The sequence below is a fragment of the Haematobacter genomosp. 1 genome (genome assembly GCF_002196855.1).
Lineage (GTDB): Bacteria > Pseudomonadota > Alphaproteobacteria > Rhodobacterales > Rhodobacteraceae > Haematobacter.
On the sequence record NZ_NIPW01000017.1, the window covers coordinates 1 to 13,071 of the forward strand.

Annotated in this window: 12 protein-coding genes and 2 pseudogenes; 7 read left to right on the top strand and 7 right to left on the bottom strand. The window is 62.3% G+C overall.

Translation table 11 applies throughout. The features are described 5' to 3' along the window. Positions 1 to 2,253, bottom strand: a 2,253-nt coding sequence (locus tag CDV49_RS10840) for a heavy metal translocating P-type ATPase (protein WP_143413156.1), incomplete at its 3' end; no start/stop codon positions are given. Between the two features lie 164 nt (positions 2,254 to 2,417). Here CDV49_RS10840 and CDV49_RS10845 point away from each other — a divergent pair. Together CDV49_RS10845 and CDV49_RS10850 are read left to right on the top strand one after the other, a co-directional pair. Next, positions 2,418 to 2,615 carry a heavy-metal-associated domain-containing protein gene (locus tag CDV49_RS10845; protein WP_035714813.1) on the top strand — a complete coding sequence of 66 codons (198 nt, stop codon included), beginning with the start codon at positions 2,418 to 2,420 and terminating at the stop codon, positions 2,613 to 2,615. A gap of 195 nt (positions 2,616 to 2,810) precedes the next feature. Continuing rightward, entirely contained in the window at positions 2,811 to 5,039 is a 2,229-nt protein-coding gene (locus CDV49_RS10850) for a copper-transporting P-type ATPase (RefSeq protein ID WP_140418256.1), read from the top strand. A gap of 130 nt (positions 5,040 to 5,169) precedes the next feature. On the opposite strand, the gene CDV49_RS10855 is transcribed toward CDV49_RS10850, so the two are convergent. From CDV49_RS10855 to CDV49_RS10875, 5 genes are all read right to left on the bottom strand, one after another. Further along, a complete protein-coding gene (locus tag CDV49_RS10855; protein WP_248700129.1) occupies positions 5,170 to 5,640 on the bottom strand; it encodes a c-type cytochrome in 471 nt (156 codons plus the stop codon). Between the two features lie 54 nt (positions 5,641 to 5,694). After that, positions 5,695 to 6,129 (bottom strand): c-type cytochrome, encoded by a 435-nt coding sequence (locus tag CDV49_RS10860; protein WP_035714805.1) that lies wholly within the window; start codon positions 6,127 to 6,129, stop codon positions 5,695 to 5,697. Next, positions 6,126 to 7,616 (bottom strand): multicopper oxidase family protein, encoded by a 1,491-nt coding sequence (locus CDV49_RS10865; RefSeq protein WP_035714802.1) that lies wholly within the window; start codon positions 7,614 to 7,616, stop codon positions 6,126 to 6,128. Before CDV49_RS10865 ends, CDV49_RS10860 begins: the two co-directional genes overlap by 4 nt. A gap of 68 nt (positions 7,617 to 7,684) precedes the next feature. Continuing rightward, positions 7,685 to 8,071, bottom strand: coding sequence for a hypothetical protein (locus CDV49_RS10870; RefSeq protein ID WP_035714800.1), 387 nt, complete (start codon positions 8,069 to 8,071; stop codon positions 7,685 to 7,687). 75 nt (positions 8,072 to 8,146) lie between these two features. Then, positions 8,147 to 8,584, bottom strand: coding sequence for an Lrp/AsnC family transcriptional regulator (locus CDV49_RS10875; protein ID WP_035714825.1), 438 nt, complete (start codon positions 8,582 to 8,584; stop codon positions 8,147 to 8,149). A 91-nt stretch (positions 8,585 to 8,675) separates the two neighbouring features. On the opposite strand from CDV49_RS10875, the pseudogene CDV49_RS20885 reads away from it, so the two are divergent. From CDV49_RS20885 to CDV49_RS10885, 3 genes and pseudogenes are all read left to right on the top strand, one after another. Then, positions 8,676 to 8,798 (top strand): annotated as a pseudogene (locus CDV49_RS20885) (IS3 family transposase); the annotation flags it as partial. Between the two features lie 5 nt (positions 8,799 to 8,803). Further along, positions 8,804 to 8,935 (top strand): annotated as a pseudogene (locus CDV49_RS20180) (IS256 family transposase); the annotation flags it as partial. Positions 8,936 to 9,121: 186 nt separating this feature from the next. Next, positions 9,122 to 9,514, top strand: a complete 393-nt coding sequence (locus tag CDV49_RS10885) for a group III truncated hemoglobin (protein WP_035714797.1) — start codon at positions 9,122 to 9,124, stop codon at positions 9,512 to 9,514. A 124-nt stretch (positions 9,515 to 9,638) separates the two neighbouring features. Here the strand turns inward: CDV49_RS10885 and CDV49_RS10890 are convergent, their stop codons facing one another. Beyond that, a complete protein-coding gene (locus tag CDV49_RS10890) occupies positions 9,639 to 10,340 on the bottom strand; it encodes a VIT1/CCC1 transporter family protein (protein WP_020952702.1) in 702 nt (233 codons plus the stop codon). A 254-nt stretch (positions 10,341 to 10,594) separates the two neighbouring features. Between CDV49_RS10890 and CDV49_RS10895 the strand changes: the two genes are divergently transcribed. Together CDV49_RS10895 and CDV49_RS10900 are read left to right on the top strand one after the other, a co-directional pair. Further along, a complete protein-coding gene (locus CDV49_RS10895) occupies positions 10,595 to 12,550 on the top strand; it encodes a heavy metal translocating P-type ATPase (protein WP_051911451.1) in 1,956 nt (651 codons plus the stop codon). Next, a complete protein-coding gene (locus CDV49_RS10900; protein ID WP_035714791.1) occupies positions 12,543 to 12,995 on the top strand; it encodes a universal stress protein in 453 nt (150 codons plus the stop codon). The genes CDV49_RS10895 and CDV49_RS10900 overlap by 8 nt, the downstream gene beginning before the upstream one ends. The last annotated feature ends 76 nt before the right edge of the window (positions 12,996 to 13,071 follow it).

Consider the following 13,071-nt stretch of genomic DNA (forward strand, 5'->3'; position numbering starts at 1 on the left):
CGCCACTTGGGGAATGCAGGCAGACATAAGGACCACGTCCGCGGTTTCAATCGCGATATCGGTACCGGTACCGATGGCAAGGCCCACATCTGCCTCTGCCAGCGCCGGTGCATCGTTTATCCCGTCCCCCACATAAGCGAGGCTGCCATATTCGGCCTTCAGACGACGCACCGTTTCAACTTTGCCTTCCGGCAGGACTTCGGCAACCACTTCGTCAATCCCGAGCTTTGCCGCGATCGCCTCGGCAGTCCGCCGATTGTCACCGGTAATCATTGCCACCTTGATGCCAAGTTCATGGAGCGCCGCAATGGCCGCCGGGGTTGAGGGCTTTATCGGGTCTGCGACGGCCACGATAGCAGCGAGCCGCCCGTCAATCGCCACATAGAGCGGCGTTTTGCCCTCATTCCCAAGCCGCGCGGCTGTGTCGGAAAACTCATCTACATCCAGCCCGAGCTTGATCATATAGCGGTCAGCGCCGACTTCGATCCGGTCCCCGTTGACGGTGGCGCGGACACCATAACCTGTATCGGATGCAAAGTCGGATACGCCAGGGATGGCAAGCCCCTCCTTCCGGGCGGCATCGACGATCGCGCGCGCGACGGGATGCTCGGACTTCGCTTCGACTGCTGCCATTCTCGCGAGAACATCGTCACGATCAAAACCTTTGGCCACCGCGATATCCGTCAGGGCCGGATGCCCCTCGGTCAGGGTTCCGGTCTTGTCCACGGCGACCACTTTGGCATCGCGGAGCAGTTGCAAGGCTTCGCCCTTGCGGAAAAGTACCCCCATTTCAGCGCCGCGACCCGTCCCCACCATGATAGAAGTCGGGGTGGCTAGACCCATTGCACATGGGCAAGCAATGATCAGGACCGCGACCCCATTCACAAGGGCAAAGGTCAGGGCTGGTTCCGGACCAAGCACCAGCCACACAAGAAAGGTCAGGGCCGCAGCCGCCATGACCACAGGAACAAACCACATCGTCACTCGATCGACCATTGCCTGAATCGGCAGCTTAGAGCCTTGCGCAGATTCGACCATCCGGATGATCTGCGAAAGCACTGTCGCGCCGCCCACTGCGGTGGCACGCAGCGCAAGCGCTCCCTTCTGATTTACCGTCCCGCCGACAACAGTGCTTCCGGTCGTCTTGCGTACCGGGATTGGCTCGCCGGTCATCATGGATTCATCAACGTAGCTTTCGCCCTCAATGACCTCCCCGTCGACCGGTATCCGTTCGCCAGGGCGCAGTTCCACAATATCGTCGTGCGCGACATCGGAGGTTGCGATCTCGACAGTCTGCCCGCTGCGCCGGACACGGGCAGTACGGGCCTGCAGTTGCACAAGCCGCTTGATGGCTTCTGACGTCTTGCCCTTTGCTTTCGCCTCAAGATACCGGCCGAGAAGGATCAGGGTGACGATGACAGATGCAGCTTCGTAATAGACATTCACCGTTCCGGCGGGCAGCAGGGACGGAAGGAAAGTTGCGACGACCGAATAGGCGTAGGCCGCCATCGTACCGACTGCGACCATCGAATTCATATCGGGCGCGAGGCGGAACAGAGCCGGAAACCCTTTCTGGTAGAATCGAAGGCCAGGAAAGAACAACACCAGAGTCGTGAGCGCGAACTGAAAGTACCAGCTTGTCTGTGTTCCGACAGTCTGCATGACCAGATGGTGGACAGCTGGGATGAGGTGTGAGCCCATTTCCAGCAGGAAAACCGGCAGTGTCAGAATGCCCGCGACCAAAAGGTCGTGCTTCAGGCCTGCCCGCTCTGCGTCCTTGCGTGCGCTTGCTTCGGCTTCGGCGGCTCCGGTGTCCCCGATCAGGGCTGCATCATAGCCCGCATTTTCCACCGCTTTCACAAGGTCTTCCGGGGATGCTGTCCCTTCGACCGTCGCCCGCTCGGTTGCGAGGTTGACATGCGCAAAACGGACACCTTTGACACCCGCGAGCGCACGCTCAACCCGACCAACGCATGAAGCACAGGTCATGCCCTCAATCGACAGTTCGGTGTTGGCCAATGGCACGCCATAACCGATATTCTCAACGGTCCTGACCAGAAGATCATATGTCACAGGATTGGAAAAACGGACTTCTGCCTTCTCTGTGGCAAGGTTCACATGTGCCTGTGATACGCCCGGGACCGCCTGAAGCGCCCGCTCTACCCGCCCCACGCAAGATGCGCAGGTCATCCCTTCAATCGGCAATACCACCGTCTGGGCGGTTGATGTCTCCGCCTTCATCTGAACGTTCATGTGGTATCTCCTTCATGCCGCGAATCGTGCGCCTCGCATTTGTGGCGGTTCCAACGGTGTCAAGGTCAACCTATTTTCTCATATTTTTTCGCATGGGCCCTCTTGACCTTCCAACGGTGGAAAGCCCCATATCGCTTGGCATGAGTGGCACAAAGGAGGTTCTCATGCAGCTCCACATCCGGAACATGACCTGCGGCGGCTGTGCACGTGGCGTCACCAAGGCCGTTGAATCAGTGGATCCGCAAGCGCAGGTGAAAGTTGATCTGCAAAAGCGGAACATCGACTTTGCATCGTCTCAACCGGCCAGTGCTTTCGTGGCGGCGCTCTCGGCGGCCGGCTATACCGCAGTGGCCTCGGCCTGACGCGACACCCTTGAAATCGAGATGCCGGGCGACGCAGTTGCCGGGCATCTCTTTTGCGATCACACTTTTCCGCAGATGCGGGGGAGAATAACGCCGTACAAGGGTGCCGTTCTGTAACAGCAGGGTGGTCGCCCTTTGTTTTGTTACATGGTGGCGTCTTCGTCCTTCTCTTTCACTTTCGCCCGGAATTTGCCCATGCCCCCATCTGATCAGAACCACCATGAGCCCCATGCGCATGCCCACCCGCCGGGAGGTCACCACCACCATCATGTCGGGCACGCAGTCAAAAACCACGGTCCGCAGCCCGCTGGTACGGTCTGGACCTGCCCGATGCACCCTGAGATCCGTCGTGACGGGCCCGGCAGCTGCCCAAAATGCGGGATGGCGCTGGAGCCGTTGATTGCCAGCGGCGAGACCGGCCCCTCCGCCGAGCTCGTTGACATGACGCGGCGGTTCTGGATCGGCCTTGTGTTGGCGCTGCCGGTGTTTTTCCTCGAGATGGGCAGCCATCTTGTTCCCGGGCTGCATCATCTGGTACCCCAGTCCTATTCGATCTGGATCCAGTTGGTGCTCGCAACGCCGGTGGTTCTGTGGTGCGGCTGGCCCTTCTTCGCACGGGGCTGGGCCTCGATCGTCAATCGAAGCCTGAACATGTTCACCCTGATCGCGATCGGCACCGGTGCGGCCTGGATCTACAGCATGGTCGCTGCCCTGTTTCCCAGCGTCTTCCCGGCGACATTCCGGGCGGCGGATGGTTCGGTCGATGTCTATTTCGAAGCGGCCGCCGTCATCACGGTTCTGGTCCTTCTGGGGCAGGTTCTTGAACTCAGGGCGCGCGAGCAGACATCGGGTGCTATCCGGGCGCTGATGGATCTGGCCCCCAAGACGGCGCGGCGGATCGCGCCCGATGGCAGCGAGGAAGACGTGGGACTCGATCAGGTGGTGATCGGTGATCTGCTGCGCGTCCGCCCCGGCGAGGCGGTGCCGGTCGATGGTGCGGTGGAAGAGGGCCGGTCTTCGCTGGATGAATCGATGATCACCGGCGAATCCATGCCCGTGACCCGGACAGTCGGCGACCATGTCACTGGCGGCACGATGAACCAGACCGGGGCGCTCGTGATCCGTGCTGAGCGGGTCGGGCAGGACACCATGCTGTCGCGTATCGTGCATATGGTCGCGGATGCACAGCGATCACGCGCCCCGATCCAGCGTATGGCCGATCAGGTTTCGGGCTATTTCGTGCCAGTGGTCATCGCCATCGCGCTGCTGGCCTTTGCCGCCTGGGCAGCCATTGGCCCCGAGCCGCGGTTCGCCCATGCACTGATCGCTGCGGTGGCCGTGCTCATCATCGCCTGCCCCTGCGCCCTCGGCCTTGCAACGCCGATGTCCATCATGGTCGGCGTTGGTAAAGGAGCGGGTGCGGGAGTTCTGATCCGCGATGCGGAAGCGCTGGAGCGGATGGAGAAGGTCGATACGCTGGTCGTAGACAAAACCGGCACCCTGACCGAAGGCAAGCCGGCGGTGACCGGGATCGTCGCCGCTCCGGGCTTCGCCGAGGCGGATATCCTGCGGCTGGCGGCAAGTGTCGAGGCCGTGTCCGAGCATCCACTCGCCCTTGCCATCGTCGCGCGCGCCGAGGCCGCCGGGGTCAGTATCCCTAAAGTTGCGGATTTCGACTCACCCACAGGCAAGGGCGCTTCGGGAACAGTGGACGGGCAGCGCGTCTTCCTCGGCAATGCCGCATTTCTGGCCGAGAACGGGGTGGATGCATCGCCGCTAAGCTCCGAAGCCGATGCGCTGCGCAAGGATGGAGCGACAGCGATCTATATCGGCGTCGACAGCCGTGCCGCCGGGATCTTTGCCATTGCCGATCCTGTCAAGGAGACCACACGAGCCGCGCTGAACGCACTGCACGAGGAGGGGATCCGCATCGTCATGCTGACCGGTGACAACCGGACCACGGCCGAAGCGGTTGCCCGGCAGCTCGGGATCGACGAGGTGGAGGCCGATGTCCTGCCCGATCAAAAGAGTGCGGTGGTCAATCGCCTGCGGGCCGAAGGGCATGTCGTCGCAATGGCCGGGGATGGTGTGAACGACGCGCCCGCCCTCGCCGCAGCTGATGTCGGCATTGCTATGGGACAGGGCACGGATGTCGCCATCGAGAGTTCGGGCGTGACCCTCCTCAAGGGGGACCTGATGGGGATCGTGAAGGCGCGCCGTCTGTCGCAGGCGGTGATGCGCAATATCCGGCAAAACCTTGTCTTCGCCTTCATCTACAACGCTGCGGGCGTGCCGCTGGCGGCGGGGGTGCTCTATCCGCTGTTCGGCCTTCTGCTGTCGCCGATTGTCGCGGCGGCGGCGATGGCGCTCTCTTCGGTCAGCGTGATCGGTAACTCGCTGCGGCTGCGTTCAAAGCGGTTTTGATCGCAGAAAAACCAGCGCGGACCGGGGTGAACCGGTCCGCTGTCTCTCTCAAGGCGCGGAAGACGTCCGTACCTTTGCTTCGGTCAAATAGTTTTGCCGGATTGAAGGCAGTGGAAAAGCTCCCGACACTTCATTCGATCCCGTTTTCTCTCTGCACCTCGCGCACATAGGCGATAATATCTGAAACCTCGGCTTCAGAGAGCCCCGGTTGTGGCGGCATGTTCCCGAACCGCCAATGGTGAGCACGCACACCATTGGACACCGCGAGTTGGAACGCATAATCGCCGTGATGAGGCGGTTCATAGATGCGATGGATCAGGGGCGGACCAGCATCCGTCCCGGCCCCGTTGACGCCATGACAGGCGGCACAGGTGCTGTCGAAGGCGGTGCCCCCCCGTGCAGCAGCCTCCGAGAATTGGGCCGGCACCCGGACGCCTGTCGCTGTGGCTGCGGTCGGTGCGGTGGTGGCATCCGGTTCGCGGCCTACCCAGAATGTGGCTCCGACTACGGCAAGTATGAGGCCTGAGAGGACCCACGGCATTTTTTGTGACTTCATATCCAGTTTCCGTTTAAGGTTCATTGCGCCGGATTTGCCCGACACAGCCGGGCCCTCGCCGAGGCTGATGCGATCTGTTTGCGTCCGACGACCGTCTAGTTATTCAACGCCTGATACCCGGCGCTGATACTTGGCCTCACGCTCTGGCCATGTGCTTTTGATGAATGCCAGCACCGCTTCCATGTCCTCGGGCGTCAGGGCACCCGCGAAGCCTGGCATGTCGCTTTCGTAGCCGTCTCCGACGACAGCGGCGGTGCCGAGCGCGATGATGGAGAGCAGCAAGGCATCGGAATGATGCCAGCTATGCCCGGTCTCATCATGTGGCGGAGCAGGCAGGCGGCCGTTGGCGGCAGGGCTTTGCCAGTCCGGCTGGCCTTCAAGCTGCGCGCCATGGCAGGGCGCGCAGTTTGCAGCATAGACCTGCCGCCCGCGCGACACAGCCGGGTCTGGCCGTGCGCCGGGATCCCAAAAGACCCCGACCCCGGCCAGAATGCCCAGCAGCGCAGCCCCGCCAATCAGACGATGACGCCTCACGCCTGGATCGAGAATGCCGTCATCATGCCTGTCGCCAGATGCGGCATGTGGTGGCAATGCAGCATCCAGTTCGCGGCCTCACCGGCGTCGACGGCAACGGTCACCATCGACATCGGCGGAACATAGACCGTGTCGCGTCGTGCACCCGCCATCCGCCGCCCGTTGACCTCTACGACCTGGAAGCTGTGGCCGTGCAGATGCATCGGGTGACCCATCATCGACATATTGTGGAACATCAACTCGACGCGTTCACCGCTTCTGGCGCCAATCAGGCGGTGATCGCCCCACACCGCGCCATCTATGGTCCAGCGATAGGGCTGCATGCTTCCGCCCAGCATCACCATATGGCTGCGATCGACCGACCGGGACGGCAGGGCATCACGGGCAAGCAGTTGACCTTCCTGCGCCAGATCCACGTCGAAGGCTGCGGCTTCCGTCTCGCCCGTTCCGGCGATCCGGCTGATGCTGGCCCCCGGGGCGGCGAGCACAATGCCGGTGCGCTCGCGTGCACCCTCCCTCAACGCAAGGATCGGCCAGGCCGCGTTTTCACCGGGCAGATCCAGCTCGATATCAAGGCGTTGGCCCATGGCCACGCCAAAACTGGTTCCCGCGCGCGGCCGGATTTCATGGCCATCGACCGCCACCAGCCGCCCTGCGACAGTGCCTGTGTCAATCCAGAAGACGGTTGCGGCTGCGCCGTTGATGATCCGCAACCTTACCCTGCCACCGCGCTCGACCTGGATGATTTCGGGATCGGCAAGCGTGCGGTCATTGGCCAGATAGGCATCCCAGTCATAGTCGTTGAGATCCATCTCCATACCGGACATGCCACCATGCTGCATGTCCGCCATGGTGCCATGTCCCATGGAACTGTGGTCCATCCCCTGCATTGGCGCCGGCGCAGCGCCGCCATGACCCTCTGCGTGACCGCCTCCGTGACTGACTCCATGTCCGCCGGTGATTTCCGCCATGACCTCTTCGGGGGACTTGAACGAGAAATCATGCAGCAGGATCACAACCTCCTGCCTGTCGGCACGGACATCTTCGGGGCGGCGCACGATCAACGGCGCTGCAAGCAACTGCATTTCTTGGATCGGGATATGACTGTGCATCCAGTGGGTTCCTGGCTGCGGCGCAAAGTCGTAACTCCGCTTCTCGCCGGGCGAGAGCGCTGCCATCGGCGCGTCCGGCACCCCGTCCTGTGCATTCGGAGGGATCTGTCCGTGCCAGTGGATCATCGTCGGCACCGGCAGATCGTTGCTCAGATCCACCCTGAAGCGCTCGCCGGGGTTCAGAACAAGGCCTGAGCCCTGCGGCCCGGTCAGGCCAAAGACCGTCGCCGCGCGCCCGTTGATGTCCAGGCTTCGCGTGGTCGCAGAAAGCCCGAGAGCGGTCTCCCCTTGCGCAAAGGCGCGGGAGTTGAATTGAAATGCGGCTGCCATGGCAGCACCTGCGGCAAGGAAGCCGCGTCTGGATACGAAAGGCATGATCTCTCCTCGGGATGTGATCCCGCTTTGCAAGAAAGGGAAAACGGCAGGAATCCCCTGCCGGTCACTCACAGGAGAGAGGAAATGGGAGGGCGACTATCCTCATCGGGAAGGGTTTCCCGGAAGTCGGCGCCGGGCCCCGCGACATATACATCGGTCCTCGGGGCGTATTGCGAAGCATCGGCCAGAACAGGGAAGGGGACCGGGAGCCCGGCGCATACCGCCTTGCACAGGGACACACCGACATTGCAGTCGCTTTGGTCGTCACAGAGCACCGCAGTGCTGCCGAAATGACCTTCCTCATACAGTGCCATGTGGTGATCGGTGTTGTCGGACATGCGGAGCTCATGCGCAGTCGCCGCGACGGGTGAGAGCACAAGAGAGAGCCAGGCAGCAAGGATCAAGACCAAGCGAAGCATGCCATCATGGTAGTTTTCCACTGCCACCTTGTCCATGCGACACTGCCGCCCTGCCGCACACTATAAAGCGAGGAGTCTATGACCGCGTCAGAGCGGCAGTTCAGAGGTGAGCTAGATCTTTTGCATAGGGATGTCGGATTTTACATTCTGAACACCCTTGATCCGGGTCAGATGATCGATCTGGAACTGCCGATAGTCATCGAGATCGCGGGCCACAACGCGCAGCAGAAAGTCGCAATCGCCCGCCATCAGGTGGCACTCGACAATTTGCGGCAGGGCGCTGACGGCATTGGTGAAGTGGTTGACGGTTTCGACATCCTGCCCGGTCAGCCAGACACGGGCGAAGACCGTCATACCCATCCCGATTTCCGCCGGGTCAAGTACCGCGACGTAGCGCTGAATGACACCAGCTTCTTCTAGCGCCTTGACGCGCCGCAGACAGGGCGAGGGCGAAAGCCCGACCTGGGCTGCCAGTTCGATCTTCTGCATCCGACCATCTTTCTGCAATGCGCGCAGAATACGTCGGTCTGTTTCGTCTAGTCTGGTCATGGAAGAGGCGGCGGCGGGAATCTGAACAGCCGGGATAAGTGGATTTTCCGCGTAACGGCAGCATGATGCTGCGAGCGAGGAGAAGACCAAGGCAAGACGACCGCGCCGGAACCACAGCCCGGCTTTCAAGGCGAAAGTAGCGGTAGCCGCGATCAAGGGCGAGAAGACCATGATCGAGCTGGCGCAGGAGTTCGACGTTCACCTGAACCAGATCAAACGGCCATAGCCTTCAAGCTGATGATGTCGGCCCAGAAGAAATGGCGAAAACTCGACGGCCACCACCGCCTCCCAGAAATCATACAGGGGGTTGAGTTCCGCGACGGCCTCCGTCAACTTCAAACCGCCGCCTGATCAAGCGTCACCAACTTTCGACCATAGCTCAGCGAAAATTCCGCTACACATCGGGCCGCCAAGATCCGATGAATGGATCTGGCACTCACTGATGTGAGTTCATAATTCTTATGATGGCCGGGCCACGTTAGAAGCCATGCGCAGAGGAAACGCTCGTAACACAGAGGCCGGTGAAAGGAGGCCAGTATGAATGCGCGTAGGTTTGACATTACCGCCGAAGAAATCGGCGTGGTGGTCGCTCGCTTTTACGCAGACATTCGCCACCATCCAGTTCTTGGGCCAGTTTTTGCGCGGCACGTCACGGATTGGTCAGAGCATGAAAGCAGGATCATGTCTTTCTGGCGTAACGCGATCCTGCGCGAACAGGGCTACGATGGAAACCCCATGTTCGTTCACAAAGAGGCAGGAGACATACGCGCTGAGATGTTTCCAATATGGCTGGACCTCTTTGATACAGTGCTGGCTGCTAACCTCACAATAGATCAGGCCCGCAATTGGTCAGCCCTCGCGCACCGGATTGGCAAGGGCCTCAGCTATGGGCTTGCGCAGGCTGGCGATCCCCCAAACCTCCGCCGCTGATAGAGAGGCTGCAGTTTCATCAACCAAATCTTCGACAATGCCAGAGCCGTTAAACCGGGCCCTTTTGAACTCTAAAATACCTTTCCCCCGATCCCCAAGAAGGGGGGATAGCCCCCCTGCCTGCCTAAACCGCGACCCCAAATAGTTTCCCGATAGCGGCGGTCACTGCCATCGCGGCACCGCCCCAGAAGACCACACGCAGTGTTGGTCGCAACAACTTGGCTCCGCCGGCCCAAGCCCCGAGAGCCCCGAGAACGGCAAGCGCGAGCAGCGTTGTCACAGTAACCACGACGGCGACAGTTTCTGCGGGTGAGACGAGCGCAGCAACCATCGGCACAGCCCCGGCCAAAGTGAACGTGAGCCCAGAGGCAAAGGCAGCCTGTAAGGGATTGGCGCTATGCACCTCAGAGAGGCCGAGTTCATCTCGCACATGGGCCCCAAGCGCGTCAGCTTCGGTCAACTCGCGCGCGACAAGCGCTGCCGTCGCGGGCGAGAGACCTCGGCTCTCCCAGATAGAAGCCAGTTCCGCCTCCTCCTCCGCGGGTGTCTCGCGCAGAGCCTGCGCCTCACGGGCGATGTCAGCACCTTCAATATCCGATTGTGAGCTAACCGAGACATATTCCCCCGCCGCCATGGACATCGCCCCGGCGGCCAATCCCGCGGCGCCTGCGATGAACACCGCCTCTGCGGAAGGATTGGCGACCGCCACGCCCACGATGAGCGCCGAGATCGAGACGATCCCATCGTTGGCGCCGAGCACCGCGGCCCGCAACCAACCGCTGCGGTTGACGAAATGTACTTCTTCATGGGCTGACTGATAGGTCATGGCCGTCCCGCTCCAATTTCATACTGTCGATCTGACCCTGTAGATTCCAGGCCGCGCCAAAGCTTCACCGCTCATCCGCGCTCGATGGATTGAAACGCTGACGAGGCCATCGACTTCCTTAAACTTCCGGTAACAATGTAGGGTGAACCGGATCATTGCAATTGATCTGGGTCATAGCCGACGTTGGACGGAATGAATTATCGGCTCCTCATGCGCCGAACCCGCCGCATGCGTGTCAACACAGGAAGCTTCCTATGCCCAGCACCGCCCCTGTAAGTCTTGAAGAACGCCTCATGCTTCCCCTCACGCTCGCGGCGAGTTTCGGCATGGCGGCCGCCTTCTTCGGCACCTTCGTGCTGCCGGGGATCTGGCTCACGGCAGGGCTTGCACTTGTCTATCTTGCGGCCGGGCTTCCGACGGGGCTGCGCGCGCTTGGTGCACTTTTCAAGGACCACGTGCTCGACATCGACCTGTTGATGATCATCGCGGCTTTGGCCGCGCTTGCGGTAGGCGCCCCACTGGAGGGGGCGGTTCTCCTCACGCTCTTCAGCATTTCTGGCACGCTGGAGCATCGCGCTATGGGCCGCGCCCGCCGCGCGATCGAGGCGCTGATGGCGCTGCGCCCCGAGACTGCACTGCGGCTGAGCGCCACGGGCGCGACAGAGGAAATCCCCGTCGCGGCGCTTCGCGAGGGGGATTTGCTTGTCCTGCGTCCGGGCGCGCGCGTGCCCGTGGATGGCGTGCTTGTCACCGGCGAAGGCACGGTCGACGAGGCGACGATCACCGGAGAGTCGATGCCCGTCTCAAAGGTGCCCGGAGCGAAGCTTTTCGAGGCGACGGTCAACCTCAATTCCGTGCTGACCATGCGCGCAAGCGCCACCGTCGAAAGCAGCACCGTGGCGCGGATGATCGACATGGTGACCGAGGCCCAAGCCGCCCGCGCGCCGTCCGAGACCTTCAGCGCCTGGTTCGGGCAGCGCTACACCGTGGCCGTGCTTTTGGGGGCCATGCTGGCCTTTGTGGTTCTGTGGGGGATGGGGGCTTCCGCCTCCGACGCCCTCTACCGCGCTGCGGTGCTGCTGGTGGCGGCAAGCCCTTGCGCCGTGGTGATCTCGGTGCCCGCCGCCATGCTGTCGGCGCTGGCGGCTGCGGCACGGGGCGGCGTGTTGTTCAAAGGTGGCGCGGCGCTTGAAGCCTTGGCAGAAGTGAAGAGCTTTTCCTTTGACAAAACCGGCACCCTGACCACCGGAGTTGCAGAGGTCACCGACCTCACCTCAGAGATCCCCGAGGGGCGCATGCTGGCGCTGCTCTCGGGTTTGGAGGCGCAGTCCGAGCATCCGATCGCCGCCGCGATCCGGCGCCGGGCAGAGGCCGAGGGGCTTGCCCCCGCCGCCATCCGGGATGTCGTGACCCATCCCAGTGAGGGCATCACCGGGATCGACGAAGAGGGGCCGATCTGGGCCGGAAACCAGCGCATGCTGGAGCGGATGGGGGCGCGGGTCGATACGGCCGGGGCGCAGCGGCTGAAGGCCTCGGCCCAAACCGTCACCTGGATCGGGCGTGGCGAGCAGCTGATCGGCGGCGTCACGGTGGCAGACCGCCCGCGGCCAAGCTCTGCCGCCGGGCTTTCGCAACTGCGTGCGGCGGGGGTGGCGCAGCTGGCCCTGATGACCGGGGATCGCCGCCCGGTGGCCGAACGGATCGGGCGGGAGCTCGGCTTTTCCGATGCGGAAATCCACGCCGAATTGTTGCCGGAAGACAAGGTCAAACTGGTTGCCGCGCTTGCCGAAAAGGGCCGGACGGCCTTCGTCGGCGACGGGGTGAATGATGCCGCTGCCCTTGCCCGGGCGGATGTCGGCGTCGCCATGGGGGTTGCGGGCAGTGAAGTGGCGCTGCAGGCCGCAGATGTGGCGCTTCTGTCCGAGGACATGACCCGCCTTGCCGCCGCCCGGACACTGGCCTTGCGTACCCGCCGGATCATCCGGCAGAACCTCGGCTTTGCCTTGGCGATGATGGTGCTTCTGGTGGTCTCGGCGCTATTTTTCGAGCTGCCTTTGCCGCTTGCCGTCATCGGCCATGAAGGGGGCACGGTTCTGGTGGTGCTAAACGGGTTGCGGCTGCTCGCCGATCCGATCCGCAATGATCGCGGCGCGGCGCGAAAAGCGGCCTCGCATCCCTCCTCCCAACCTCAAGAGGTTTCTCATGTATAACCACATCCTTATCACCACCGATGGCTCTGAGAACGCGGGCCTCGGCCTTGAGCATGGCATTGCACTTGCATCCAGCATCGGCGCTGCGGTGACGATCCTGACTGTGACGCCGCCCTTCCCGATTGCAGCAGCGGCGATGGGGGCCGGGGCATACACGCCAGCGGCGGTTCTCGAGGGCTATGATCAGGCGCAGCGCGAAACGGCAGAGCGGATCCTTGAGGCCGCCGCAGAGCGTGCGAGACATGCGGGCGTTTCTGCAACCGCCCTGCATGTGCCTGATGCCACGCCTGCTGATACTATCTTAGAGCGCGCCGAGGCACTCGGTTGCGATCTCATCTGTATGGCCTCTCACGGGCGGCGCGGGCTGAAGCGGATGCTACTTGGCAGTCAGGCAACCGAGGTTGTGACCCGTTCCGCAATCCCCGTCTTGGTCGTGCGGGCCTGACACCCCTTGGCCCGCTGCGAAGCGGGCCGGGCCGAATACAGAAGGTTGGGATGACCCGAACACCTGCAGAATTCTG